The sequence below is a fragment of the Sphingopyxis bauzanensis genome (assembly GCF_002205675.1).
In the GTDB taxonomy this organism is placed as follows: domain Bacteria; phylum Pseudomonadota; class Alphaproteobacteria; order Sphingomonadales; family Sphingomonadaceae; genus Sphingopyxis; species Sphingopyxis bauzanensis.
The window spans coordinates 827,043-851,576 of sequence record NZ_NISK01000001.1 but is presented as its reverse complement, the minus strand read 5'-3'; the positions used below and the strand labels follow the sequence as shown (position 1 = coordinate 851,576).

Below are 24,534 nucleotides of genomic sequence, written 5' to 3'. Positions count from 1 at the left end.
CGATGAGTAACAACGAAAGGCCGGGCCAAAAGCTCGGCCTTTTGATGTGCGTTGCGCTCGGCATGGGCAATATGATCGGGTCGGGGGTGTTCCTGCTCCCGCGCGATCTGGCGCCGCTCGGCTGGAATGCAGTCATCGGCTGGGGGGTGTCGATTGCCGGCACCTTGTGCCTTGCGATCGCTTTCGCGCGTCTGGCGAAAAAACTGCCCGGGGGCAGCGCAACCTATACCTATGCCGCCGCGGCCTTTGGCCCCGGTACGGGCTTTATCGTCGCCTGGAGTTACTGGATCAGCTGCTGGACCGTCGTCGCGACGCTCGCCGTAGCGGCGATCAGCAATTTGTCGATCCTGATGCCGTCGCTGGGCAATGCCGGGGCAGGGACGGCGGTGATCGCAATCGCTTTCATCTGGCTCTTCACCCTCGTCAACCTGATGGGGGTGCGCCGCGCGGGCGGGGCGCAATTACTCACCCTCGGGCTCAAGCTGATTCCCGTCGTCGGCGCTGTGCTCGTCGCGCTGTGGCTGCTCGGCACCGGCGACGCGCCAACCCCGACGATGGCCGGCACAAAGCCGGTCAGCTTCGACAGCATCGGCACCGCTGCGACGCTGACGTTGTTCGCGCTGCTCGGCTTTGAGAGCGCCTGCGTCGTTGGCGACCGGGTGCGCGACCCCGAACGGACTGTCCCGCGCGCGACGCTGATCGCTGCGGCGGCGACCGGGCTGCTCTATCTGCTGTCGTGCACGACGGTGACCTTGCTGCTGCCGCTGGCAACGCTCGAGGCATCGAACGCCGCCTATGCGACCTTTTTCGGCACGCTGATCAGTCCGTCGGCGGGGCAAGCGGTCGCGCTGTTCGCCGCGGTTGCCGCGCTCGGTGCGCTCAACGGCTTCGTTCTGCTGCAGGGCGAAATCCCGCGCGATCTCGCGCATCGCGGGCTTCTGCCCGCAGCTTTTGCGAAAGACAACCGCTTCGCAGTGCCATGGGTGACCCAGATCGTGTCGAGTGCGCTCGCCAGCCTGGTCGTCTATGCCAATTACTCGCGCGGCCTTGCCGAATTGTTCAAATTCATGGTGCTGGTGACGACGTCGACCGCGATCATCTTTTACATCGTCGGCGCGCTCGCGGCGCTCAAGCTCGAGCATGATGGTACGATCAAGGCGTCGCCAGCCTTTGTGACGCTGACCATCGTCGGCTTCTTGTACAGCTGCTGGGCCTTTTACGGCGCCGGGTTGGACGCCAGCCTGTGGAGCATCGGGCTGACGGCCGCCGGGCTGCCAATCTATCTTGCGATGCGGCGATCAGGCCCAGCGGGGCGCGAAGAAGCCGCGGTCGCGTAGAATCACCTGCGCCGCGTTATGTCCCGGCGCGCCGGTGACGCCGCCGCCGGGATGCGTGCCCGCGCCGCACATATAAAGCCCCTTCAGCGGTCCGCGATACGCACCATTGCCAAGCACCGGGCGCGCCGACCACAATTGGTCGAGGCTCATATTACCGTGCATGATGTCGCCGCCGACCAGCCCGAATTTGCGTTCGAGCCCCTTGGGGCTGAGGATCTGGCGCCCGACGATCGAGGCGCGGAAGCCAGGCGCATGCGCTTCAACGGTGTCGATGATGCAATCGGCGGCGGCGCCTTCCTCGGCATCCCAATCTCGCGCGCTTCCGTCAGGATCGGCGGGAAGCTCGGGCGCGAATTGCTGGCAGAACAGGCTCGCCACATGCTGTCCCGGGGGTGCGAGGCTGTCGTCGATCGTCGACGGGATCAGCATTTCGACGATCGGCTTTTTCGACCAGCCATATTGCTTCGCGTCGAGGAAGGCGCGGTCCATATAATCGAGCGTCGGGGCTAGGATGATCCCCGACTGATGATGCTCGCCGGGTTCCGGAAGGCAGGAGAATTTGGGCAGCTCGCGGAGCGCGACGTTCATCCGGAACGTCCCGCTGCCCGCCTTGAACGCCTTGATCCGGCGCTTAAACTCGGTCGCGATGTCGCCGTCGTCGAACATCCGTTCATAGAGCAATTTCGGCCCGACATTGGCGATGACGCGCGCGGCGGCGATTTCCTCGCCGCTGACCAGCTTGACCCCTACGGCCTTGCCGCCGTCGACGAGCACCCGCGACACCGGGGCTTCGAGGCTGATCTCGACGCCGAGCTGGGTGCAGACCTTCGCCATCATCTGGGTGATCGCGCCCATGCCGCCGATACTGTGGCCCCACGCGCCTTTCTTGCCGTTCACTTCGCCGAAGACGTGGTGGAGCAGGACATAGGCGCTGCCCGGGGTGTCGGGGCTGGCGTAGTTGCCGACGACGGCGTCGAAGCCGAATGCCGCTTTCACCGCTTCGCTCTCGAACCAGCTGTCGAGGAAGGTGCGCGCCGATTTGGTGAACAGTTCGAGCACGTCGCGCTGCTGCGACAGGCTGAGCTTGGTCAGCCCGCGCCCCTGGCGCGCCGCATCGATCAGCGTCTTGAACCCGTCGCCGACATTGGGCGGCGATTTGAGCGCGAGGTCGCGCAGCACGTCGGCGACGCCTTCGAGCATGTCATAATATTCGGGGAGACGTGCCGCGTCATGCGCGGAGAAACGGGCAAATTCCTTTTGCGTGCGCTCCAGCCCGCCCCCGAGTTTCAGATAGCCGCCGTCTTCCTGCGGCAGGAAATTGCTGATCGGCCGTTCGATGACGCGATAGCCGTGATCGGCGAGCTTCATGTCGGCGATGACCTTGGGCTGGAGCAGGCTGACCGTATAGCTCGCGACCGAATTGCGGAAGCCCGGCGCGAACTCCTCGGTAACCGCGGCGCCGCCGACGACGTCGCGCGCCTCGACGATGCGCACCTTAAACCCCGCCCTGGCGAGATAGAAAGCGCAGACGAGGCCGTTATGGCCGGCGCCGATGATGATCGCGTCATAGTGCTTGGTCATGCTTTGCTCCATCCCGCACGCGGGGCTTGTTCGAGGCGGGATTGGGGGATCAGGTAGCGCATCCGCGAACAGAAATGCTTGAGGCAGACTTCCTTGTCGCTGAGCGGCCCCATGGTGAAGCTTTGCGACGCCATCCCCTGCTGGACGCGGGTGATTAGCAGCGTATCCTCGGCGTTGACCTGGCGGTTGATCCGCCAGTTGAGGTAGCGCGCCGCCTTCATCTCACGGCGGTCATCGGGCAGGACGTAGCTGATTTCGCGGATCAGGCAGCTGGTCGGGCCGGTCGGCAGCCACTGCATGAAGTCGACCTGGTCGGGGTAGATGTCGAAGGCCACGTTGGGCCAGAGTTTGAAATAGAGCCAGTGGCGTTGCTTGTCCCCAGGCAGGTGCGGGACAGGCGGCAGCAGCCGCTGGTACATGCGTTCGGACCAGTTCACCGATGGCCGGTCGATCAGGTCGCCCCACATGCGGTCGACATGATCGGTCGCCTCGACGCCATAGCTTTTGCCGAACAGCCGGGTCAGGCCCGGGTGCGCGACAGGGATATGGAGGCCGTCCGAATAATTGTCGCCGACATTTTTCCAGTTCACTTCGCGCGGTCGCAGCGTGACGCGGCCGAGGGCGCCGAGGTCTTCGAAGCGATAGGGCGCGACTTGTTCCTCATACGGCGCCATCATCGACGCGACCGACGGGCCGCCATCGTCGGTGAGGCGCACGAACCAGAAGCCGCGCCATTGCTCGAGATCGACCCCAACCAGCCCCGCCTTGCCGCGATCGAGCATCGGATAGCTGGCCGAATCAGGGACCCCAGTCAGGCGGCCGTCGAGTTCGTAGGTCCAGGCGTGATAGGGGCAGACGAGCTTTTTCACGCAGCCCGTAGCGCCATCGAGCAGCCGCGAGCCGCGGTGGCGGCACACATTGGTAAAGGCCCGCACGATGCGGTCGGTGCCGCGCACCACGACCACGCTTTCGCCGCAATAGTCGATGTTGTGCCAATCGCCGGGGTTCGGGATATCGCTGTCGTGGCAGACGACCTGCCAGCTGGGGCGGAAGATGCGCTCCATTTCGGCCGCGTAAAAGTCGGGATCGCTGTACGTCCATGCGGGGAGTGACCAGCCGTCTTGCGGGTCTTGACGAATGAAAGTGTCGCGCAGCGTTGCCATGAGTCGATCCTTGTTGTACAAACGTATAACAAGATGCAACCCGCTCGCCAAGCCTTTACGCGCGAAAGCGCCGATGCCCGTCGCGGCGACCTGATCGACGCGACCGCCGCGTGCCTGGCCGAAGTTGGCATGACGGGAACCAGCGTCCGCGCAATCTGCGCCCGCGCCGGAGTGTCGCCCGGGCTTTTACGCCATTATTTCGCCGGCATCGACGATCTGGTCGCCGCCACTTACGAGGCGACGAGCGACCGCATGGACGCGATTTTTGCCGAAGCAGTGGCGGGCGCCGGCACTGACCCGCACGCGCAGTTGCTGGCGTATCTGACCGCGAGCTTCCGTCCGCCGGTGACCGATCCCGAGCTGCTGGGGGCGTGGACGGCGTTCTGGGCGCTGGCGCGCAGCAATGCGCGGATGGCGAATATTCACGCCGATAGCTACGCGGGCTACCGCGCGCGGCTGGGCGAGCTGCTCACCGCCTGCGGCGCCGCCGATGCCGAACGGCTGGCGATCATGCTGACCGCGATGGTCGACGGGCTGTGGCTCGAACTATCGCTCGACGCCGAAAGCTTCGGCGCCGAGGCGGCGGTGGCGATGGTCGAGCGCGCGGTGGCGGCGTTGGTTTAGTCCGTCGCCCCGGCGCAGGCGGGGGCGGCGCTCAATCATTTCGACAAATCGCGCAGCAGGTTGTCCCAATGCGCCAGCGCGGGGGCGATCGCATCGACCGGGACGCGTTCGTTGAGGCCATGCGCGAAGCTGTCGCTTGCTTTCGAGAACAACCCGGCGACGCCATAGCTCGGCACCCCGGCAATCCGAAAGTGGTAGCTGTCGGTCGCCCCGGCGCTCATCGACGGGATGATCGGCAGGCCGGGGGCGCGGGCGTGGACGGCTTTCTTTACCGCCGCCATGACGTCGGGGCGCAGCGGCGAGGCGTCGCTGGCGCTGGCGTCGGGATCGGGGTTCACCTTGACCGCGGGGTCGGCGATCAACCGCTCCAGCTCCGCGCGCACGCTTTCGACCGGGACGCCGGGGAAGATGCGGCAGTTGATGTTCGCGGTGGCGCGCTGCGGCAGCGCATTTTCGGCATGACCGCCCTTCACCAGCGTCGGCACGCAGGTGGTGCCGATCTGGCCGACATATTCGGGGTCGGCGCGAATCTTGGTGATCGCGTCCTCATCCTCCGGGTTGGCGGCAAAGGCCTTGAGCGCGGCACCCATATTGCCGCCGACCTGGTCGGCGACGATCGGCATGCCGACCTTGGTCAGCTCATTCTGCTGCGCGGCGAATTTATAGGCGCCGACCTTGGCCAGCGCATTCGACAGCTGGACGATCGCGTTGACGGGCGACGGGCGCGAGCTGTGGCCGCCGGGGTTGGTGACTTCGAGGGTGAAATCGGCATAGGTTTTTTCGCCCGCCTGCAGCCCATAATATTGCGGCCTGCCGTCTTCGGCGATCGTACCGCCGCCGCCGTCGCCGTTGAGTGCAAATTCGGCGCTCTTGTATTTCGCTGCGAGCGCGCGCGTCGTCAGCATCTGCGTTTCCTCGTCGCCCGAGAGCAGCAGGATAATCGAGCGGTTGGGTTTGAAGCCGTCCTTTTTCAGCTGCGCCATCGTCGCGACCATCATTGAGACGTCGAACTTGTTGTCTTCGGACCCGCGGCCGAAAATATAGCCATCCTCCTCGACCGGGACGAAGGGGTCGCGCGTCCAGTCCTTTGCGTCGGCCTCGACCACATCCATATGGCCGAGCAGCACGATCGGCTTTTTCTGGGTCGTACCGGTGAGCGTCGCAGCAAAGGTTGCGGTTTCGCCTATCGGGGTGATTTCGATGTCGCTGTCGGCATAACCTGCGGCCTTTAGCACCCCGGCGTAATAGGCCGCGAGTTCGGGCACCTTGCCGCGGCCCTGAACAGTCGGGATCGCGATACTGTCTTTCAGGATCTGCTTCGCGGCGTCGGCATCGGCGGGTTTGGCGTGGACGGGCGCGGCGGCGAGCATTGCGGCGGCGAGGGCGAGCGGGGTGGTAAGGTTGCGCATGAGGGCGGACTATGGCGCGTGGGTGGCGCGGCGCAAGAGGGCGCAGAAGAAATGCGCGCAGAGGCGCGGAGGTCGCAGAGAAGGGAAAGATATTCTGTCCGCGGATCCGCCTCTCCGCGTGAGCCCAAATCTCTGCGTACCCTGCGCCTCTGCGTGACGCCCTATTACGCTGCCCTTTTCGCCTTTGGCGCCGCCGTCTTCGGTTTGAACCGACACAGGTCGTCGACAGGGCAGCGCCAGCATTCGGGCGTGCGCGCCTTGCAGATATAGCGGCCGTGGAGGATCAGCCAGTGGTGGGCGCCGACGCGGAACGGCGCCGGGGTGGTTTTTTCCAGCGCCTTTTCGACCGTCAGAACGGTCTTGCCCGGGGCGAGCCCGGTGCGGTTGCCGACGCGGAAGATATGGGTGTCGACGGCAAAGGTTTCGGCGCCAAACGCGCAGTTCATCACGACATTGGCGGTCTTGCGCCCGACCCCGGGCAGTTCGACGAGCGTGTCGCGATCAGCAGGGACTTCGCCGCCATGGTCGCGGACGAGGATTTCGGAGAGGGCGATGACGTTCTTCGCCTTGCGGTTGAACAGCCCGATCGTCTTGATATGCTCTTTCAGCCCGGCTTCGCCCAGGTCGACCATCTGCTGCGGCGTCGTCACCTCGGCAAACAACCGCCGCGTTGCCTTGTTCACCCCGACATCGGTCGCCTGCGCCGATAGCACGACCGCGACGAGCAGCTGGTAGGTGTTGCCATAGGCCAGCTCGGTCTCGGGACTCGGGTTGAGCTCGGCGAGGCGGCGGTAGAATTCGAAAATATCGGCTCTTCTCATCGGCGCTTTCCCGACTACGCGGCCATCGGGCGCGGTTTGACTCCTGTACCGAGAGGCCTAGCCTTCGCCTACCTTGATGGCGAGTCGCTTCACGGCTCCCGCGAAAGGATTCGGCACCGGGGAGGTCGGACAAGGGGGCCAGGGGGTTCTCGTTTCGACCTGGAGGACCAGACCATGTCCAACTTGCTGAAAGCGGCCACGCTGGCCGCAACCTTGGCGTTTGCCATGCCCACACCCGCGGCGGCGCAAAACTATCCCTTTTCCCCGGGCAACTATACCGAAGTATCGATGATCGACATCGCCGATGGCGGCGGCCTGCAATATGCCAACTATCTGGCGACCGAATGACGCAAGGCGCAGGAGTTCGCGAAGGCGCAAGGCTGGATCATCAGCTATGCAGTCTATGGCAATTATAATTCGCGGCCGGGCGAACCCGACCTTTATCTGTCGGTGACCTTTGCCAATTTCGCCGACGCGGCGGAAGATGAACGGCGCAACGCCGCCTATCGCGAACATATGAAGCGCAACGATGCCCAGATGGAAGCGGAATCGGGCGATCGCGCCAAATATCGCACGGTGATGGGGAGCTTCCTACTGCGCGAATTCAAGTTCAAATAGCCACTGGCGGGCGGCGGACCAACTGGTCCGCCGCCGTCTCCGTCAGTTCAGCCCCAGCACCTGCGGCATCGTGTAGCGCCCGGCCTTTTGTCCGGTCAGCCACAGCGCCGCGCGGACAGCGCCGCGCGCGAAAATCATACGGTTCTCGGCGCGGTGCGACAGGGTGATCATTTCCTCCGGCCCGGCAAAGATCACGTCGTGATCGCCCGCGACGGTGCCGCCGCGCAGACTGGCAAAGCCGATCTTGCCATGGCCCCGCGCGCCCGTGACGCCGTCGCGGCCACGTTCGGAGCAGGTCGCAAGGCTGATGCCGCGCCCTTCGGCGGCGGCTTGCCCGAGCAGCAGCGCGGTGCCGCTGGGCGCGTCGAGCTTCATCCGGTGATGCATTTCGACGATCTCGATATCATATTCGGGATCGAGCCGCGCCGCCGCCTCGCGCACCAGATGCGCGAGCAGGGTCACGCCGAGCGAGGTGTTGCCAGTCTGGAGCACCGCGATGTCAGCGGCCGCATCATCGATGAGATAATGATGGCGTTCCTCAAGCCCCGTGGTGCCGATGACGATCGGCTTCTTTGCTGCCACGCAGGCGTCGAGGGTGGTTTCGAGCGCCGCGGGCGACGAGAAATCGACGAGGACGTCGGCGTCGTCAGCCAGTTTTCCGACATCCCCGCCCTTGTCGATGCCGCAGCGCCGCTGCCCCGCTTCAGAAATCGCCGCGGCGAGTGCGACGCCCATCCGCCCTGCACTGCCGATAATGCCGATGCTGGTCATGATCCCAAATCCCCGTTCGCCCTGAGCTTGTCGAAGGGCCGTACTTGTCCTGTCACCGCCATAAGAGGAAGGGCAGTACTTCGACAAGCTCAGGACGAACGGAAGACGGGTCAGGCCCATCCCTCCAATGAGGGTCAGCACTGGAGGGTTTCATCGACAGGCGTCTCGACTTTGCTCGACACGAACGAATAGAGAGGGAGGATGAAGGATATTCAGAACATCGTCATCCTGACCGGCGCCGGGGTGTCGGCCGAAAGCGGCATCGACACGTTTCGCGACGGCGGCGGATTGTGGGAACAGCACCGCGTCGAGGATGTCGCAACTCCTGAGGCCTTTGCGCGCGACCCTGATCTGGTGCTGCGATTCTATGATGCGCGGCGCGAGGCGATCCAGACCAAGCTGCCGAATGCGGCACATGAAGCGCTGGCGCGGCTCGACGCGAAATGGCCGGGCGAGTTGCTGATCGTGACGCAGAATGTCGACGACCTGCACGAGCGCGCCGGGGCCAAACGGCTGATCCATATGCATGGCGAGCATCTGAACGCCTGGTGCGCGGCATGCAATGCGCGGCTGCCTTGGACCGGGCCGCTACTCGATCGGCCCGCCTGTGCGGCGTGCGGGGTCGTCGGCACCTTGCGCCCCGACATCGTGTGGTTCGGCGAAATGCCGTACCGGATGGACGAGATTTACGCCGCCCTGAACCGCGCCGACCTGTTCGTGTCGATCGGCACGTCGGGCGCGGTATATCCGGCGGCAGGGTTCGTGCGCGAGGCTCGCGCGGCGGGCGCGAGGACGCTGGAGCTGAATATGGAACCGAGCCAGGGGAGTTACTGGTTCAGCGAGGCGCGGCATGGGCCGGCAAGTGTGGTGGTGCCGCAATGGGTGGAGGAGGTTTTGCTTACTTAAACTTAACGCCGCGCCGCGAAAAAATCCTTGAGCAGCCCCGCCGCCTCCCCTGCCCCGATACCGTCATACACCTCGGGCCGATGATGCACCGTCGGCTGCGTGAACACGCGGGGGCCGTGGATGACACCGCCACCCTTGGGATCGTCGGCGCCATAATAGAGCCGCGCGATGCGGGCGTGGGCGATCGCGCCCGCGCACATCGCGCAGGGCTCCAGCGTCACATACAAATCGCAGCCTTCGAGACGTTCATTGCCGAGCTTGGCTGCCGCAGCGCGAATCGCGACGATTTCGGCGTGCGCGGTGGGATCGTGCGATTCGCGGGGGCGATTGTGGCCTTCGCCGATTATCGCACCATCCTTGACGACCACGGCGCCGACGGGCACTTCGCCCCGGTCCGCTGCGGTTTTGGCGAGGTCGAGCGCGCGGCGCATCGGTTCGGGCAGCGGAAATTGCGGCATCGCTTTTCCCGCTAGTCGCTTGACGAATCTGCGGCAAGCCGATAAGCGCGCGCCTTTCCCGGCTCACTCCGGTCCTGCCTTCCCCGATTTCACGGGAAGCACCCGGACGCCGAACCGATATTTTTGTACGAGGACAAACATCATGTCGCGCATCTGCGAACTGACCGGCAAGGGTCGTATGGTCGGCAACAATGTCAGCCACGCCAACAACAAGACCAAGCGCACCTTCCTGCCCAATTTGCAGAATGTGACGTTGCTGTCGGACGCGCTGGGCAAGGGCGTCAAGATGCGCGTGTCGACCCACGGCCTGCGCACCGTCGAGCATAATGGCGGCCTCGACAACTGGCTGCTGAAGGCCGGCGATGACCAGCTGTCCGATTCGGCACGCAAGGTGAAGAAGGAAGTCGCAAAGAAGCTGGCCGAAAAGGCCGCCTAAGCACTTTCCCATCGCTAACCGCAATCAGGCCGCCGGTTTCCGCGCGGCCTTTTTGCTGTCCGGGGTTTTTGCTGGTGGCAGATCAACAAGCTCGAACTGGAGCAGCAGGCTGCGCTGCCAAGCGTTGAAATTATTGTCGGACGCCAGCCACAGCCAGGTCCGTCCCTGCTCGACCGTCACCGCGGCGCCTTCGTAATTTTCGGCGAGTGGGCGGGGGACGCGGCCGATCGTTTGCGACCGCACCACCGCGTCCTTGGCGATGTCGGCGGGATCGACGATGCTGATGATCGTCGTGAATACGGGATCGAAGCCGAGCCGCCGGTGGACGAGCAGGAAGCGGCCGTCAGGCAGCGCCGCGGCATCGCTGGCCAATCCCTTGCCGCGCGCATCATAGAAGAAGCGAATCGGTGGTGGCCCGGGCGCCGCGGGATCACCCGTGTACAACAGCGCCTCAGTCCCGTGCGGATGGTCGTCGGCACCTTCGGAAAAAACCACCGTTCGCCCATCGGCGAGCCGCGCCATCGCCTCGGCTCCGCGATTGGCGGGCCAGCGCGGTTCGGGCAGCCTACGGCGCGCTTCGATCGTCGCAAGATTGGCATCAAGGCGCCAGATCTGGTTGATCCCTTCGAGCGCAATCCAGGCCTGACCACGCGCCGGATCGACAAACAGCGCCTCGGTGTCGGCCATCGTCTTGGTTGCGGGACGGCCGTCGGGGGTCGGCAGCGGGCGGATATGAACCGCGGCGAACCGGCCGCTGGCATCCATGGTCAGTTGCGCCGCGTAGCCATTGTCCCCGATCAGCTGGAACGTGCCGGGTCCAATCCGCGCGAGCCCCGAAAAGCCGCCGAAGTAACTGTGCGGGCTGACGAGGTGCCAGCCGCGCACGAAGCGCATCGGGCCGCGCGTCTGCGGCGCAAAGACCAGCGGGCGTGCGGCGGCGCGCTGGGTCAGGTTATCGACGGGAAAGCGATGCACCGTCCCCAGCGCCGGGCCGAGCGCGAGAAAGATCAAGGCGGCGAAAAACAGGCGGCGCATCGGCGCCGGTTAGGGCGGTGGCGCGCGAAAGGAAAGCGTGGCGGGACGCGAAGCTGAACGGCAGCCAACAAGCGCGTTCAGGGTCGGCTCAATGCGAATCGCTCATAACCCCTTCATCGACAACGCCCAGAAGGGCCAAACGACGAAAGAAGGAGAACGACGATGAAAAAGATGGTGACCCTCTCGATCGCCGCCCTGATGTCCACCGCGACTCTGGGCATGGCGGCTCCCGCTGCGGCGCAGAACGGCTATTACGACCAGCGCGGCTATTCGAGCTACAATGTTGGCTATGACCGCGACGACCGCCGTTATGACCGTCGTTACGATCGCCGCGCCGACCGCCGCGATTATCGCCAGGACCGTCGCTACAACCAGCAGCGGTACAACCAGCGCAATTATCGCCAGTGCGACAATGGCACCGGCGGCACGATCATCGGCGCGATCGCCGGTGGGCTCGCCGGCCATGAAATCGCCGGCCGCGGCGACCGCGCCGTCGGCACGATCATCGGTGGCGCAGTCGGTGCAATCGCCGGCCGCGCGATCGACAAGGGGAATGACGGCTGTCGTTAAGGGCAGTCCCGACCTCCAATAATTTGCAGTCCCCCCTACATGCCCCGTCCGGCCAACGCCGGGCGGGGCTTTCTTTGTGTCGTGGCGCCGCGAAGCAGACGGGGTTGCCTAAAAGGCCACCAAAGCCTAGGTTCTTGCGCAAGTGCACATCCGCGATTGGCGGGTGCGTGAGAGAGACAGGTAATACTAGCCATGCGGCAAATGGCAGCGCCATCAGGGCGACCGCCGCGGCCAGGTTCAAGGACGGGACCGGCGGCGAAAGGGCGAAACCCGGCAGAACCCGCCGCGCGCGCAGCGCATTTCGTGCGACCGCGCAGCTATGCCGCGATCGACCTGGGCACCAACAATTGCCGGTTGCTCATCGCCCGGCCGCAGGACGGTGAGTTGGTCGTGATCGACGCCTTTTCGCGTATTGTCCGGCTGGGCGAGGGTCTGCACCTCAGCGGGCGGATCAGCGATGCGGCGATGGACCGCACCGTCGCGGCGCTGGCGATCTGCGCCGACAAGCTGCGCCGCCGCCACGTCTCGCTGTCGCGCGCGGTCGCAACCGAAGCTTGCCGCCGCGCCGCCAACGGCGTCGAACTGGCCGAGCGGGTTCGGCGCGAAACGGGCATCGTCCTCGACATCATTTCTCCCGCCGAAGAGGCGCGACTCGCGGTACTCGGCTGTCACAATCTGATGGAACCCGGCGAAGGTCCGGCGCTGATTTTCGACATCGGTGGTGGTTCGACCGAGCTGATGCACGTCGATGTGTCGAATCATGACGTCCAGATCCACGACTGGATCAGCGTGCCATGGGGCGTCGTGTCGCTAACCGAACATGCACCACTGCCCGACGACAGCCTGGCGGGGCGACAGGCGGCCTATGCACATATGCGCGAAGTGACGCGCACCGCCTTTGCCGCCTTTGCCGGGCGCGCCGAACAATTTGCCGGGCAAGAGCTGCGCCTGCTCGGCACCAGCGGCACGGTTACGACGCTGGCCAGCGTGTTCCTGAACCTGCCACGCTATGATCGCCGCGCCGTCGACGGGCTGGTCGTGCCGACCGATGCGATGCGTGACATCAGCCGCCGGCTGGCCGATGCCAGCATCGCCGACCGCGCCGACATCGCGTGCATCGGCCGCGAGCGTGCCGATCTGGTCGTCGCCGGCTGCGCGATTTTAGAGAGCATCATCGATCTGTGGCCCGCGGCACGCGTCGGCGTCGCCGACCGCGGCATCCGCGAGGGCATTTTGCGCACGCTGGCGATGCAGGGCCGCGACGTGCCGGTGACGCGCCGGGAGTATCGCAAATGAGCGGCGGCAGTGGAAGCAGCAAGGGCGGCGGCAGCGGTCGCGGCGGACTGCATGTGCGCGTTAAGACCGCGAAAAAGCGCAGCGTGTCGTCGACGCGCTGGCTGCAACGCCAGCTCAACGATCCCTATGTCCGCCGCGCGCAGGCCGAAGGTTATCGATCGCGCGCCGCGTACAAGCTGATCGAGCTCGACGACAAATTCGGTTTCATCAAAAAGGCGCGCGCGGTCGTCGACCTGGGCATCACCCCGGGCGGCTGGTCGCAGGTCGTGCGCAAAAATAATCCGCGCGCGCGCGTCGCGGGCATCGATCTGCTGGCGTGCGAGCCGATCGAGGGTGTCGAAATCCTCGAGATGGATTTTATGGATGATGCGGCGCCCGATGCGCTGATTGAAGCGCTGGGCAGCGCCCCCGATCTGGTGATTTCGGACATGGCGGCGAACACCGTCGGCCATCAGCAAACCGACCATCTGCGCACGATCGGGCTGGCCGAAACCGCCGCCGATTTTGCGGTGCAGACGCTGCGACCCGGCGGTGCGTTCGTGGCCAAAGTGTTTGCGGGGGGCGCCGACCACACGCTGCTGACGCTGCTGAAAAAACACTTCACGACGATCAAGCACGCCAAGCCGCCCGCGAGCCGCAAGGGGTCGCCCGAACTCTATGTCGTCGCGCAGGGTTTCAAGGGGCGGCGTGAAACGGACGCAGGCGACTGACAGGTCGGCGTCACCGTTGGCGTATGAACAGGTGACCGCGTTGGGGGAGGATTGCTTAGGCCCGTAACGGGTCGCATGCGGACATTGCTTCTTCATTTCCAATTCATGGCCGATATGACTATTCTCGGAACCATTGATTATACCGGGGAAAATATATGCGTAGCGCCGTTGCGTCACTGACCGTCCTGTCGTTCCTTCTAGCCTCGTGCGGCGGCGGGGGTGGCGGGTCGACCGGGGGCGGAGGCGGGCCGATCACGGTCGCGCCGACCCCCTCACCGACGCCGGCACCGACCGCGGGCTGCGGCCTTTCCGCGCGGCAGTCCTTCGCCAAGGCGGTGATCGACGAATGGTATCTGTTCCCCACCGACGTGGCGACCGGGGTCAATCCGGCGAGCTTTGGCACCGTCGATGCCTATATCGACGCGCTGGTCGCCCCGGCGCGCGCGCTGAACAAGGACCGTTTCTTTACCTACATCACCTCGATTGCCGAGGAGAACGCCTTTTTCGCCAGCGGGTCGAGCGCCGGATATGGTATTCGTCTGGTCTATGACGCGGCAAATCAGCGCGTCCTGATCGCCGAAGCCTATGAGACCGCCCCTGCCTTTGCGGCAGGGATCGATCGCGGCACCGCCATCGTCGGGATCGGCACCAACAGCGGCAATGTCCGCACCATTGCCAATATCGTCGCGTCCGAAGGCACGGCGGGTATCACCAACGCGCTGGGGCCGAGCGACCCCGGCGTGACCCGCGTCCTGCGGATCACCGACGCCGCCGGAACGCGCGACGTGACCGTCGCCAAGGCGGATTATTCGCTCGACCCGATTTCGGATCGTTATGGCGCCAAGATCATCAGTGAGGGCGGGCGCAACTATGGTTACCTCAACCTGCGCACCTTCATCTCGTCGGCAAACCCGCAATTGCGCACCGCCTTCCTGGATTTTCGCAACCAGGGCGTGACCGACATCATCATCGATTTCCGCTATAATGGTGGCGGGCTGGTATCGACCGCCGAGCTGATGGGTGACCTGCTGGGGCGCAACCGCACATCGAGCGAATTATTCTCGCAAACCAATTTTCGTCCGTCAAAGGCGGTCGAGAACGACCGGCATTTCTTCGGGCCGCAGCCCGAATCGATTGCGCCGACGCGCATCGCCTTTATCGGCACCGGATCGACCGCATCGGCGAGCGAACTGGTGATCAATTCGATGCTGCCCTATCTGGGCACCAACATGACGCTGGTCGGCAGCAACACCTTTGGCAAGCCGGTCGGTCAGATCGCGCTCGACAAGGCCGAATGCGACGACCGGATGCGCGTCGTCGCCTTTGCCACCGGCAATTCGACCGGTGCGAGCGACTATTACGACGGGCTGGCGCCGAAGATCGCGAACAGCTGCGCCGCAACCGACGATTTGAGCCTGCCGCTGGGCGACGCGCGCGAAGCGTCGGTGCGCCGGGCGATCGATTTCCTGTCTGGCGCCGGGTGCCCGACACGGATTGCCGAGGCCAGCGTCGGTCCAGCGGCGCAAAGCAGCAGCGCGCGTATCGCTGCCGAACCCGAAATGCTGGTCGGCGACCGGCCGAGCGCGGCGCAGCGCGAATTGCCGGGGCTGTTCTGACCCGCGCGCTCCGTCAGGAGCGCCGCGCGTGACGGCATTGATGCTGCAGGGCACCGGCTCCGACGTCGGCAAATCGGTGCTGGTGGCGGGGTTGTGCCGCGCCTTTGCCAATCGCGGGCTCGTCGTCCGCCCGTTCAAGCCGCAGAATATGTCGAACAACGCGGCGGTGACGATCGACGGCGGCGAGATCGGGCGCGCGCAGGCGTTGCAGGCGATCGCCTGTCGCACCCCGCCGCATAGCGATATGAACCCGGTGCTGTTGAAGCCGCAGGCCGACCGCACGTCGCAGCTGATCGTCCACGGCAAGGTGCGCGGCACGCTGGGGAGCGGCAATTTTCGCGCGGCGCGCGGCGCGCTGCTCACCGAGGTCACGCAAAGCTACGACCGGCTGCGGGCGCAGTGCGATGTCGTCGTCGTCGAGGGGGCGGGGTCGCCCGCCGAGATCAACCTGCGCACCGGTGACATCGCCAATATGGGCTTTGCGCGCGCCGCCAATGTCCCCGTCATCCTGATCGGCGACATCGACCGCGGCGGGGTGATCGCGTCGGTCGTCGGCACCCGCGCCGTGATCGATCCCGAGGATGCCGCGATGATCCGCGGTTTCCTGATCAACAAGTTTCGCGGCGATCCGGCGCTGTTCGACGATGGCTATCGCGAAATCGAACGACGTAGCGGCTGGCCGGGTTTTGGCGTCATTCCCTGGCTCAGCGCCGCGGCGCGGTTGCCGAGCGAGGATGCGGTGATCCTGGAGCGCCGCGCCGATCCGCGCGAAGGGCGGCGGATGATCGCCTGCCCGATCCTGCCGCGCATTTCCAATTTCGACGATCTCGATCCGTTCAAGCTGGAACCCGGAGTCGAAGTCGTGATGGTGCCGCCGGGACGGCCGATCCCCGCCGAGGCGGCGATCATCGTGCTGCCGGGATCGAAAGCGACGATCGCCGATCTGGGCGCGCTGCGCGCCGAGGGCTGGGACATCGATATATTGGCGCACCACCGGCGCGGCGGGATGATCGTCGGGCTGTGCGGTGGCTATCAGATGCTCGGGCAGCGGATCGCGGATCCGCTGGGGATCGAGGGGACGGCGACCGACGTCACGGGACTGGGGCTGCTCGACGTCGAAACGACGCTCTCCCCCGCCAAGACGCTACGGCACGTCACGGGGGCCGCGCTGGGCGCGACGCTGGCAGGGTATGAGATTCATATGGGCGAAACACGCGGCCCCGGCACGGCGCGCCCCTTTGCGCTGCTCGCCGACGGCGCCAGCGACGGCGCGATCAGCGGTAATGGCCGCGTTTTCGGCTCGTACATCCACGGTTTGTTCGCCTCCGCCGACGTGCGCCGTGCCTTGCTTGAACGCATTGGGGTGACGGGCGGCGCGCACGACTATGCCGCCAATGTCGATGCGGCACTCGACGAGATTGCGGCCGAGCTGGAGGTCCACGCCGACCTCGACGCGCTGCTCGCGATAGCGACCGTGCGGTGACGGCGCGGGCCAGGCGACACGAATTTGCTGTCTATGCCCCCAATCCCCTGCAATCGCGGGCTTGGCGAAGCGTGCATCATGCGTCTATGGCAGCGCATTGGTTGGGAATCGCCCGGCCGAAACCAGGAGAGAATTTATGAATCACGCCGAACTGTCGGACGCCGTCGCCGCGTCGCTGGACCTCAGCAAAGCCGACGGACGCAAGGCCGTCGATGCCGTCTTCGCCGCGATTGCCGATGCCGCCGCCAAGGGCGACGAAGTTTCGGTCAACGGTTTTGGCAAGTTCAAGGTCAAGGCGACCCCGGCACGCGAAGGCCGTAACCCTTCGACCGGCGCGACGATCCAGATCAAGGCCGCCAAGAAGCTGACCTTTGGCCCGGCCAAGGCAGTCAAGGATCGCCTGAACGGCTGATCCATCTCGGCTCATCGCCGCGCGCAGGGCTCCGCCGAACCATCGGCGGAGCCCTTGCTGTTTCAGCCCGGCGGCTTTTTCAGCCGGGAGTCAGGGCTTCGATAGGTTTGGCGCGCGGTCGGGTCGGCTTGATCGCAATATCGCCGACATAGTCCATCGCCGCGGGTGTTTTCAGATGCGCCTCAAGCAGATCAAAAATCCCCGCATCCTCGTCCATGTCAAACTTGCGCGCGAACAGGTCGGGGCTGAGCGTCAGGCGCAGCGCATCAGAAGCGCCGAACACCCGCGGGCATAGCGCGTTCTTGCCATAGGGTATCCAGTCGACTGTCCGCAGATCGTCATTGATCACCTCGCCCTGATTGGGGCTGTTCATCATCAGCGTCTGGAAAAACGCCTCGTCGGGGATGAAACTGCGGCGATAGAAGGCCTTGAAGCGCTCGGCGCTCGGGTGGTGGACTGCAAATTGACAGAAGCTGCGGGTCACCGCTTTCCATTGCGTCCCGATGAAGGGCGTCGCGCCTTTGAGAAACGCGCGCGGCAGGGGGGTGCTGACGACATGCCCCAGCGCCTCGACCCACAGGCGGTTGACGCGGTTCATCGTGTCGGGGCGGACTTTTCGCTGGTCGAGCGTGCGGATTAACTGGCGGCGCGGGTTGGCGCGCAGGAAGTCGCGGATGTAGGCTTCCGACTTCAGCGGGAAATCCTGGCCGCTGAGGTTGATATAGTGCGTCCAACTGCTGCTCATCGCCAGCAATCTGGCCATGCCGCGCAGCTCGGCATCGACCAGGCTATAGCCGCCCCACAACGCCTTTTTCGATTCGATGATCGCGACGCCCTGATAAGGTTTGACGAACTCTCCGATGTCGGCGGCGAATTCCGCGCCCGAACTTTTGTCGACATGGATCACATAGCTGTTCCCGGGTGCATAAATGGCGCGGAACATCCGTTTGAACTGTTCAGGAAAGCGGTGAAGGAGGATGAAATAGCCGATCATTTGAGCATGCCTTTCGAACCGCCTACCCAAGCTGTCAGCCCACCGGATGCGCGATCAGTTTCCTGTCCCGGAAAATCCAACCAAAGCCATTTTGATCGACAGGAGACGATGCCCGACAGGTGGCCCGCCATGTTACAACGCGGCGCGGTCCAGCGGCATGGATTCCATATGGGGGGCGGCGGCGGGTTTGTAAGGTCGCGGGCGGCCTGACCGCTGCGATTTTGCGCTCCGTCGATACCGCACGGTATCTGCCATCGTGTCGGCAAGGGATCCGACCCGGCAAAAACCCCGAACGCAAGGTCGGACCGACGTAACAGGACATGATATCGGAAAAACTGGAGGGTGAAGGGAATCCAGAATTTTGGGGTGAGACGGAAGCGATGCGCGGGCTTAGCGAATATCGAGTCGTTGCCGCGCCTCGATCTCGTCGATGAAGTCGGGACGCACGCCCACACTCTCCGCGATTTCCGGCCAACGTCGAATCGTGGATGTCACCTCACCGACGGTCTCGCGGACGGCTCGTTTCGACAAGCCCGCTATCTTGCCGCCCGCTTCGAGATCCTCAAGCGAGAAGAAGTCGCGCTTCCCGCCGAGCGACATCTGGTGCTGGTTCGTCCAAGTGCCCGATGGATTATATTGATAGGAGATGTCATAGGCCGGAGCGAGCCGCCACTGACCTGAGCGATCCATGAGGAAAGCAATATTCTTTACATGGTCATCTTGGTTGCGACCGACGATGTTGAACACGGCGCGGCGAAACTGCTGGTCTAAGGCAATTTGGCCGAGGCCTAGCTCGCGGATAGCAGTGAACGCCTGTTCGTAGCTATTCGCGCCGGGCTGGTTAAAATCGAGATGAGCGATTGCGGCCAGGGACTGCATGTGGAGCTTATCACCATCGGCAAGCCGATCGAAGCGTCGAGTCATGAAATGCCGGCGCGGTCCTTCGTCGAATAGCCGGCACTCGGCCATTTCGATGCCCGCCTCGCCGGCCATCAGCGAATAGGCATATTCAATTGCGCTGTAGCCGAGCGGATCGGCGAGATCGCGGTCCTTGTTGTTGTCGACGCCGTCAAACTTCATCAGCCAATATTCGAAGCCTGCGGGCGCCGTGACTTGGCCCGAGCGCACTTCGTTGGTCGCGGGATTCCACGCGATGATAGCCTTGGCGCGCGCGCCACCGGCAGACGTCCCGACGCGGAGGATTTCGCGCAGTGCCTCGGCCTTGTCCGTACCGGCAAAGGTCACGTTGAGCTCCGAGCGGTGCACAAGCACTTCGGAGGCGAGTTTGACGAGGTCGCCGATCTCGATTTTATCTGCGTTGATCGAGGCGGGGCCTTGTGCAGGTATGAACTCGAGAGCGCCCATGCCGCGCGTTCCGGTGTAGCAGAGGCGCTCGACGGCGTTGAAATCGACACCGGTGCGACCTTGGGTCGCGAGCCAGGCATCGATCAGGGCATTGCCATATTTGTCAGGCAGTGCATCGGCAAGCATGCCAGGTAAGCCGTGGAAGCTCTCCGGCGCCAGCGCCGGGAAGCGATAGACTTGTCCGCTCAGCGGCATCATCAGCGGCGCAAGCTGTATACCGCTGCGCTGGAAATGGGGATCATATTCAAAGCTCGCGAACCGCTCCCCGCCAGGTAGCGTGACTGCACCAATCCGGGTGCCCCAGAGCGAGACTTCGGCTGTCGTCACTTCTTATCACCCCAGACCCACCCAGAGTTCTGTCCTTTGGGCGCAGTGCTGCGCCGCTTGTACGAACGGTGCCGCACTTCGGACTTGGAACCCACCAGCTGAATCGGACGGATGCTGGTCTCGGGAATGAGCTGGTCGAGATTGTCGGACAGTCTAAGCGCTCTCAGGATGCGTAGCATCTTTTCGAGCTGGACCGAACTGCCGTTTTCGAGCCGCTCGATCGTCCGCTGCGACACGCCGGCATTCTTCGCGAGTTCGCCTTGAGTCAGATTCATGCCGACACGATATTGTTGCGCACGCTTCCCAAGCTCGGACAGCATCACGTTTTCAGGCATGGTAGGAGAAATCTTCATAACTCGCCATATATGGCGAACTGTTACCAGAATGCAAATATAATTCGCCAAAAATGACGAGAATTGCAGATTTATAGATCAACACCTCTTCTCGTCACTTTTGACGATATTTTCCTAAAATTGGCTCCTACATCGCCAAATTTGGCGAGTTATACAGGCCTGCAGATCCCAACCAGTTTTCCGGGCGGATCGTTTCCAATTGGATCAGTCCCCGTTACGCTTTGCGGATCGCGGTGTCAGTGAGCGCCATTTGGGGGCCTCGCAAATCAGGGACTTTGGAAAGGCCCCCGGATATGCCCCCGAACCGTTCGGTTGCGCGCGATCATTGGCAATCACCAGAAGCTAGCGAATGCTCAAGAACTAGCGGATTTTCGGGATTTTTTCAACCATCAGCGACTGCGCGCGGGCAGCAAACTGGAGCGGGTGAAGGGAATCGAACCCTCGTCACTTGCTTGGGAAGCAAAAGCTCTACCATTGAGCTACACCCGCTCGGCGCTGCGCGATTGGCACAGGTGCGGGCGTCGGTCAATATTCGTATCAGCGCGTCGCTTCGCTGATCGTTTCCATCGCAACGAAGGTCGACGTGCTGGCGACGTGCGGCAAGCTGGAGATTTTCTCGCCCAAGACGATGCGATAGCGGCGGATGTCGACGGTGCGGACCTTGAGCAGATAGTCGAAGCTGCTTGCTATCATGTGGCATTCCTCGACCTCGGGAATCGCACGCACCGCGGCGTTGAATTGCTTGAGCGCCGCCTCGCGCGTGTCGGACAGCTTCACCTCGGCAAAGGCGACATGATCGAGCCCTACCTTGGCGGGATCGACGATCGCTGCAAAGCCGGTGATCACGCCCTTTTTGACCAGCCGCCGGACGCGTTGCTGGCATGGCGTTTTCGACAGGCCGACCTGCTGCGCGAGATCGGTGAAGGTGATGCGGCCGTCCTGGCGCAGAATCGCCAGGATTTTCCGGTCGAAATCGTCCAGATCGACTGCGAAGATCGCATTTTTCATGCCAATCACCTAAAACTGGCCACGTAATAGGTCAAAATATAATTTCAGAAGTCGAAATTCAGTCAGATCGCCGATCGATCCTGCGATATGGTGCGGCCATGACCCAGCCCACCGACCGCGCCGCCATCCGCGCCCTCGCCCGTCGTAACGAATCCGACGTCGTCGCAGAACTGCGCACCGCTCTTTCGACCTCGACCGCGAGCGTCGAGGCGGTGACCCGGCGCGGGCTCGACCTGATCCGCAGGGCCAAGGCCGAGGGTGACCGCGAGACGCTCGTCGCGCAGTTGATGAACCGCTACCGCCTGTCGACCGAAGAAGGCGTCGTGCTAATGTGCCTCGCCGAAGCGCTGCTGCGCGTCCCCGACAGCGCGACCGCCAATGCGCTGATCCGCGACAAGATCGCCGGGCGGCATTGGAAGGAAGGCGACGACGAGGACAGCCCGCTGATCGTGGCGCTGTCGGCACGCGGCCTGTCGCTGGGGTCGGCGACCTTGATGCTCGACGCGATGGGCAGCAAAGCGAACCCGCTGACCTTGCTCAAATCGATGGTCCGCCGCTCGGGCGAGCCGGTGATCCGTCAGGCGGCGCTCGCGGCGATGAAGCTGCTGGGCCAGCAGTTCGTGATGGGCGAGACGATCGACGCTGCGGTCAAGCGCGCCGACAAGCAGAAATCGGAGCTGGCGAGCTTCGACATGCTCGGCGAAGCGGCCCGCACCGCCGAGGATGCCGCGCGCTATTATGGCAGCTATGCCGACGCGATTACCCGCATCGGGAAGGACGCCAAGCCCGGCGATCCGCATGCCAACCACGGCATTTCGATCAAACTGTCGGCGCTCCACCCGCGCTACGAATATCTCCAGCGCGCGCGGGTGATCGGCGAGCTGGTGCCGCGGGTGATCGAGCTCGCGCAAGCGGCGAGGGCGTTGAACATTCCGCTGATGATCGACGCTGAGGAAAGCGACCGGCTGGAACCGCATATGGATGTGTTCGCGGCGCTGATCGACGCGGGGATCGCCGATGGCTGGACCGGCCTCGGCATCGTGATCCAGGCGTATCAGAAGCGCGCGCCCGCGGTGATCGAGTGGCTCGCGAACCGCGCGCGGACGCGCGGGGTGAAGCTGTCGATGCGGCTGGTCAAGGGCGCCTATTGGGATACCGAGATCAAGCGTGCGCAGACGTTGGGGCTCGGCGACTTCCCGGTGTTCACCGCGAAACTCCACACCGACCTCAACTATATGCGCTGCGCCCAGTTGCTGCGCGATTGCCAGGATTGCATCTATCCGGCGTTCGCCAGCCATAATGCGATGACGCTAGCCTTTGTCGCCGAATTATTCGCGGGCGCCGACTATGAACTGCAGCGGCTGCACGGCATGGGAGAGGGCGCGCACGATGCGCTCGTCGCGCTGTTCCCGCCGCCGCGCCCGGTGCGCGTCTATGCCCCCGTTGGCACACACCGCGACCTGCTCGCCTATCTCGTCCGCCGTCTGCTCGAAAATGGCGCGAACTCCAGCTTCGTGCATCAATTCTCGGACCCCGATGTCAGCGCCGAACAGCTCGCGGTCGATCCGCGCAGCGTCGCGAGCGCCGCGACGTCAAAGATTGCGACCGGCCTTGGCCTGTTCGATCCGGCGCGCCGCAATTCGCGCGGCTATGATCTGGGCGAGCCCGGTATGCCCGAGGCGCTGGTCGCCGCGATCGGCGCGGCGCGGCGCGGCGACCGCGTCGCGGCACCGATCGTTGGCGGCGCAGCGCGCGCGGGTGCAGGCGAGCCGGTGCGCAACCCCGCGACAGGCGCCGTCGTCGGTCAGGTGATCGAGGCCGATCGCGCGGCGGTTGCCGATGCCGTCGCCGCAGCACGCGCCGCGCACGGCAATTGGAGCCTCGCGGGGGGCGCTTTTCGCGCCGAACGGCTCGAACGCGCTGCCGATCTGCTCGAAGAGCATGATGCGCTCTTCCTTGGCCTCGCGATCGACGAGGCGGGCAAGACTTTGGTCGACGCGATCGCCGAGGTGCGCGAGGCGGTCGATTTCCTGCGCTATTATGCGGGTCAGGCGCGCGCCGATTTCACCTACCCCGTCGCGCTGCCCGGTCCGACCGGCGAGCGCAACGAGCTGATGCTCGAGGGCAAGGGGGTGTTCGTGTGCATCAGCCCGTGGAACTTCCCGCTCGCGATCTTCCTAGGCCAGGTCGCGGCAGCGCTCGCCGCAGGCAATAGTGTGCTTGCGAAGCCAGCCGAACAAACGCCGCTGATCGCCCACGCCGCGGTCGAATTGTTGCTTGAGGCAGGAATCCCCGGCGACGTGCTTCACTATCTCCCCGGCCGCGGCGAGACGGTGGGCGCGGCGCTCACCGGCAACCCCGATATCATCGGCGTCGCCTTTACCGGATCGACCGAAGTCGCGCGCGCGATCAACCGCGGCCTCGCGCTGCGCGACGGCCCGATCGCCACTTTGATCGCCGAGACGGGAGGCGCCAACGCGATGATCGTCGATTCGACCGCGCTGCCCGAACAGGTCGCGCGCGATGCGGTGGCGAGCGCGTTCCAGTCGGCGGGCCAGCGCTGTTCGGCGCTGCGCCTGCTGTGCGTGCAAGAGGATGTCGCCGACACGATGATCGCGATGGTTGCAGGCGCGATGGCCGAGTTGAATGTTGGCGAGCCCGCGCTGCTATCAACCGACGTCGGCCCGATCATCGACGACGAGGCCCAGGCCAAAATTGCGGCCTATGTCGCCGAAGCGCGCGCCGCGGGGCGCGTGATCGCCCAAGCGCAGCGCACCGACCTGCCCGCGGGCGGCCATTTCGTCCCGCCGGTGGTGATCCGTCTCGATCATGTCACCGATTTGAAGCGCGAGATTTTCGGCCCGGTGCTGCACGTCGCGACATGGAAGGGCGGCGAGCTCGACGCGCTGATCGATGCGATCAACGCCTCGGGCTATGGCCTGACGCTCGGGGTCCACACTCGCATCGACGGGGTCGCGGCGCATATCGCGGCGCGCGCGCAGGTCGGCAACGTCTACGTGAACCGCAACCAGATCGGTGCCATCGTCGGCTCGCAGCCGTTCGGCGGGCGCGGGCTGTCGGGGACCGGGCCAAAGGCGGGCGGCCCGCACTATCTGCACCGCTTTGCCGAGGAAAAGACGATCAGCACGGACATCACCGCGGCGGGCGGCAATGCGGCGTTGATGGCGGGGTAACGGGGTTCACGCGAAAGCGCGGAGAATCTATCCTCACCATTTGCCCT

At 64.4% G+C, this 24,534-nt stretch carries 24 protein-coding genes and 1 tRNA gene; 13 read left to right on the top strand and 12 right to left on the bottom strand.

Going from position 1 to position 24,534, the window contains the following annotated elements:
* Positions 1–2 precede the first annotated feature (2 nt).
* Positions 3–1,337, top strand: coding sequence for an APC family permease (locus tag CDQ92_RS04195; RefSeq protein WP_088440101.1), 1,335 nt, complete (start codon positions 3–5; stop codon positions 1,335–1,337).
* On the opposite strand, the gene CDQ92_RS04190 is transcribed toward CDQ92_RS04195, so the two are convergent.
* Together CDQ92_RS04190 and CDQ92_RS04185 are read right to left on the bottom strand one after the other, a co-directional pair.
* Positions 1,299–2,918: a phytoene desaturase family protein gene (locus tag CDQ92_RS04190; protein ID WP_088440100.1), complete on the bottom strand. Its 1,620-nt coding sequence runs from the start codon at positions 2,916–2,918 to the stop codon at positions 1,299–1,301. The two genes, CDQ92_RS04195 and CDQ92_RS04190, sit on opposite strands and share 39 nt — an antisense overlap.
* Complete coding sequence (locus CDQ92_RS04185; RefSeq protein ID WP_088440099.1) at positions 2,915–4,081, bottom strand: aromatic ring-hydroxylating oxygenase subunit alpha; 1,167 nt, start codon at positions 4,079–4,081, stop codon at positions 2,915–2,917. Before CDQ92_RS04185 ends, CDQ92_RS04190 begins: the two co-directional genes overlap by 4 nt.
* A gap of 33 nt (positions 4,082–4,114) precedes the next feature.
* Between CDQ92_RS04185 and CDQ92_RS04180 the strand changes: the two genes are divergently transcribed.
* Positions 4,115–4,705: a TetR/AcrR family transcriptional regulator gene (locus tag CDQ92_RS04180; RefSeq protein ID WP_088440098.1), complete on the top strand. Its 591-nt coding sequence runs from the start codon at positions 4,115–4,117 to the stop codon at positions 4,703–4,705.
* Between the two features lie 35 nt (positions 4,706–4,740).
* Here the strand turns inward: CDQ92_RS04180 and CDQ92_RS04175 are convergent, their stop codons facing one another.
* Both CDQ92_RS04175 and nth read right to left on the bottom strand, forming a co-directional pair.
* Entirely contained in the window at positions 4,741–6,114 is a 1,374-nt protein-coding gene (locus CDQ92_RS04175; RefSeq protein ID WP_088440097.1) for a M20/M25/M40 family metallo-hydrolase, read from the bottom strand.
* A gap of 164 nt (positions 6,115–6,278) precedes the next feature.
* Positions 6,279–6,935 carry an endonuclease III gene (gene nth, locus CDQ92_RS04170; RefSeq protein ID WP_088440096.1) on the bottom strand — a complete coding sequence of 219 codons (657 nt, stop codon included), beginning with the start codon at positions 6,933–6,935 and terminating at the stop codon, positions 6,279–6,281.
* Between the two features lie 174 nt (positions 6,936–7,109).
* Here nth and CDQ92_RS21560 point away from each other — a divergent pair, with 174 nt between their 5' ends.
* Positions 7,110–7,283, top strand: a complete 174-nt coding sequence (locus tag CDQ92_RS21560; RefSeq protein WP_229667473.1) for a hypothetical protein — start codon at positions 7,110–7,112, stop codon at positions 7,281–7,283.
* A 102-nt stretch (positions 7,284–7,385) separates the two neighbouring features.
* Positions 7,386–7,553: a hypothetical protein gene (locus CDQ92_RS21555; RefSeq protein ID WP_229667475.1), complete on the top strand. Its 168-nt coding sequence runs from the start codon at positions 7,386–7,388 to the stop codon at positions 7,551–7,553.
* 42 nt (positions 7,554–7,595) lie between these two features.
* Here CDQ92_RS21555 and dapB read toward each other — a convergent pair whose 3' ends face one another.
* Entirely contained in the window at positions 7,596–8,324 is a 729-nt protein-coding gene (dapB, locus tag CDQ92_RS04160; RefSeq protein WP_088440095.1) for a 4-hydroxy-tetrahydrodipicolinate reductase, read from the bottom strand.
* Between the two features lie 201 nt (positions 8,325–8,525).
* Between dapB and CDQ92_RS04155 the strand changes: the two genes are divergently transcribed.
* The gene (locus CDQ92_RS04155; RefSeq protein ID WP_088440094.1) at positions 8,526–9,230 is read left to right on the top strand and encodes an NAD-dependent deacylase; all 705 of its coding nucleotides are present in this window, start codon (positions 8,526–8,528) and stop codon (positions 9,228–9,230) included.
* Between the two features lie 2 nt (positions 9,231–9,232).
* On the opposite strand, the gene tadA is transcribed toward CDQ92_RS04155, so the two are convergent.
* On the bottom strand, positions 9,233–9,688 hold the full coding sequence (gene tadA, locus CDQ92_RS04150; protein WP_088440093.1) for a tRNA adenosine(34) deaminase TadA: 456 nt from the start codon (positions 9,686–9,688) through the stop codon (positions 9,233–9,235).
* A 142-nt stretch (positions 9,689–9,830) separates the two neighbouring features.
* Here tadA and rpmB point away from each other — a divergent pair, with 142 nt between their 5' ends.
* Positions 9,831–10,124, top strand: a complete 294-nt coding sequence (gene rpmB, locus CDQ92_RS04145) for a 50S ribosomal protein L28 (RefSeq protein ID WP_088440092.1) — start codon at positions 9,831–9,833, stop codon at positions 10,122–10,124.
* 24 nt (positions 10,125–10,148) lie between these two features.
* On the opposite strand, the gene CDQ92_RS04140 is transcribed toward rpmB, so the two are convergent.
* Positions 10,149–11,159, bottom strand: coding sequence for an esterase-like activity of phytase family protein (locus CDQ92_RS04140; RefSeq protein WP_088440091.1), 1,011 nt, complete (start codon positions 11,157–11,159; stop codon positions 10,149–10,151).
* 162 nt (positions 11,160–11,321) lie between these two features.
* Here CDQ92_RS04140 and CDQ92_RS04135 point away from each other — a divergent pair, with 162 nt between their 5' ends.
* From CDQ92_RS04135 to CDQ92_RS04110, 6 genes are all read left to right on the top strand, one after another.
* Positions 11,322–11,729 (top strand): glycine zipper 2TM domain-containing protein, encoded by a 408-nt coding sequence (locus tag CDQ92_RS04135; protein ID WP_088440090.1) that lies wholly within the window; start codon positions 11,322–11,324, stop codon positions 11,727–11,729.
* Positions 11,730–11,921: 192 nt separating this feature from the next.
* The gene (locus CDQ92_RS04130) at positions 11,922–13,025 is read left to right on the top strand and encodes a Ppx/GppA phosphatase family protein (RefSeq protein ID WP_088440089.1); all 1,104 of its coding nucleotides are present in this window, start codon (positions 11,922–11,924) and stop codon (positions 13,023–13,025) included.
* Positions 13,022–13,735: an RlmE family RNA methyltransferase gene (locus tag CDQ92_RS04125; RefSeq protein WP_088440088.1), complete on the top strand. Its 714-nt coding sequence runs from the start codon at positions 13,022–13,024 to the stop codon at positions 13,733–13,735. Before CDQ92_RS04130 ends, CDQ92_RS04125 begins: the two co-directional genes overlap by 4 nt.
* Before the next feature lie 155 nt (positions 13,736–13,890).
* Entirely contained in the window at positions 13,891–15,351 is a 1,461-nt protein-coding gene (locus CDQ92_RS04120; protein WP_088440087.1) for a S41 family peptidase, read from the top strand.
* A 28-nt stretch (positions 15,352–15,379) separates the two neighbouring features.
* A complete protein-coding gene (locus CDQ92_RS04115) occupies positions 15,380–16,834 on the top strand; it encodes a cobyric acid synthase (RefSeq protein ID WP_088440086.1) in 1,455 nt (484 codons plus the stop codon).
* Positions 16,835–16,970: 136 nt separating this feature from the next.
* The gene (locus CDQ92_RS04110) at positions 16,971–17,246 is read left to right on the top strand and encodes an HU family DNA-binding protein (protein WP_088440085.1); all 276 of its coding nucleotides are present in this window, start codon (positions 16,971–16,973) and stop codon (positions 17,244–17,246) included.
* Positions 17,247–17,325: 79 nt separating this feature from the next.
* On the opposite strand, the gene CDQ92_RS04105 is transcribed toward CDQ92_RS04110, so the two are convergent.
* The 5 genes from CDQ92_RS04105 to CDQ92_RS04085 form a co-directional block, all read right to left on the bottom strand.
* Positions 17,326–18,240 carry a beta-1,6-N-acetylglucosaminyltransferase gene (locus CDQ92_RS04105; RefSeq protein ID WP_088440084.1) on the bottom strand — a complete coding sequence of 305 codons (915 nt, stop codon included), beginning with the start codon at positions 18,238–18,240 and terminating at the stop codon, positions 17,326–17,328.
* 390 nt (positions 18,241–18,630) lie between these two features.
* Entirely contained in the window at positions 18,631–19,932 is a 1,302-nt protein-coding gene (locus tag CDQ92_RS04100) for a type II toxin-antitoxin system HipA family toxin (protein WP_088440083.1), read from the bottom strand.
* Entirely contained in the window at positions 19,929–20,267 is a 339-nt protein-coding gene (locus CDQ92_RS04095; protein ID WP_158213760.1) for a helix-turn-helix transcriptional regulator, read from the bottom strand. Before CDQ92_RS04095 ends, CDQ92_RS04100 begins: the two co-directional genes overlap by 4 nt.
* Positions 20,268–20,700: 433 nt before the next feature.
* Positions 20,701–20,774: transfer RNA gene (locus CDQ92_RS04090), tRNA-Gly, on the bottom strand.
* Positions 20,775–20,822: 48 nt separating this feature from the next.
* Positions 20,823–21,293, bottom strand: coding sequence for an Lrp/AsnC family transcriptional regulator (locus CDQ92_RS04085; RefSeq protein WP_088440558.1), 471 nt, complete (start codon positions 21,291–21,293; stop codon positions 20,823–20,825).
* 98 nt (positions 21,294–21,391) lie between these two features.
* Between CDQ92_RS04085 and putA the strand changes: the two genes are divergently transcribed.
* On the top strand, positions 21,392–24,487 hold the full coding sequence (gene putA / locus CDQ92_RS04080) for a bifunctional proline dehydrogenase/L-glutamate gamma-semialdehyde dehydrogenase PutA (RefSeq protein ID WP_088440081.1): 3,096 nt from the start codon (positions 21,392–21,394) through the stop codon (positions 24,485–24,487).
* Positions 24,488–24,534 lie beyond the last annotated feature (47 nt).

Coding starts and splice junctions, on each gene's coding strand:
- CDQ92_RS04195 (WP_088440101.1), top strand. CDS start 3: ATGAGTAACAACGAAAGGCCGGGCCAAAAGCTCGGCCTTTTGATGTGC.
- CDQ92_RS04190 (WP_088440100.1), bottom strand. CDS start 2,918: ATGACCAAGCACTATGACGCGATCATCATCGGCGCCGGCCATAACGGC.
- CDQ92_RS04185 (WP_088440099.1), bottom strand. CDS start 4,081: ATGGCAACGCTGCGCGACACTTTCATTCGTCAAGACCCGCAAGACGGC.
- CDQ92_RS04180 (WP_088440098.1), top strand. CDS start 4,115: ATGCAACCCGCTCGCCAAGCCTTTACGCGCGAAAGCGCCGATGCCCGT.
- CDQ92_RS04175 (WP_088440097.1), bottom strand. CDS start 6,114: ATGCGCAACCTTACCACCCCGCTCGCCCTCGCCGCCGCAATGCTCGCC.
- nth (WP_088440096.1), bottom strand. CDS start 6,935: ATGAGAAGAGCCGATATTTTCGAATTCTACCGCCGCCTCGCCGAGCTC.
- CDQ92_RS21560 (WP_229667473.1), top strand. CDS start 7,110: ATGTCCAACTTGCTGAAAGCGGCCACGCTGGCCGCAACCTTGGCGTTT.
- dapB (WP_088440095.1), bottom strand. CDS start 8,324: ATGACCAGCATCGGCATTATCGGCAGTGCAGGGCGGATGGGCGTCGCA.
- CDQ92_RS04155 (WP_088440094.1), top strand. CDS start 8,526: ATGAAGGATATTCAGAACATCGTCATCCTGACCGGCGCCGGGGTGTCG.
- tadA (WP_088440093.1), bottom strand. CDS start 9,688: ATGCCGCAATTTCCGCTGCCCGAACCGATGCGCCGCGCGCTCGACCTC.
- rpmB (WP_088440092.1), top strand. CDS start 9,831: ATGTCGCGCATCTGCGAACTGACCGGCAAGGGTCGTATGGTCGGCAAC.
- CDQ92_RS04140 (WP_088440091.1), bottom strand. CDS start 11,159: ATGCGCCGCCTGTTTTTCGCCGCCTTGATCTTTCTCGCGCTCGGCCCG.
- CDQ92_RS04135 (WP_088440090.1), top strand. CDS start 11,322: ATGAAAAAGATGGTGACCCTCTCGATCGCCGCCCTGATGTCCACCGCG.
- CDQ92_RS04130 (WP_088440089.1), top strand. CDS start 11,922: ATGCGGCAAATGGCAGCGCCATCAGGGCGACCGCCGCGGCCAGGTTCA.
- CDQ92_RS04125 (WP_088440088.1), top strand. CDS start 13,022: ATGAGCGGCGGCAGTGGAAGCAGCAAGGGCGGCGGCAGCGGTCGCGGC.
- CDQ92_RS04120 (WP_088440087.1), top strand. CDS start 13,891: ATGCGTAGCGCCGTTGCGTCACTGACCGTCCTGTCGTTCCTTCTAGCC.
- CDQ92_RS04110 (WP_088440085.1), top strand. CDS start 16,971: ATGAATCACGCCGAACTGTCGGACGCCGTCGCCGCGTCGCTGGACCTC.
- CDQ92_RS04105 (WP_088440084.1), bottom strand. CDS start 18,240: ATGATCGGCTATTTCATCCTCCTTCACCGCTTTCCTGAACAGTTCAAA.
- CDQ92_RS04095 (WP_158213760.1), bottom strand. CDS start 20,267: ATGCCTGAAAACGTGATGCTGTCCGAGCTTGGGAAGCGTGCGCAACAA.
- CDQ92_RS04085 (WP_088440558.1), bottom strand. CDS start 21,293: ATGAAAAATGCGATCTTCGCAGTCGATCTGGACGATTTCGACCGGAAA.
- putA (WP_088440081.1), top strand. CDS start 21,392: ATGACCCAGCCCACCGACCGCGCCGCCATCCGCGCCCTCGCCCGTCGT.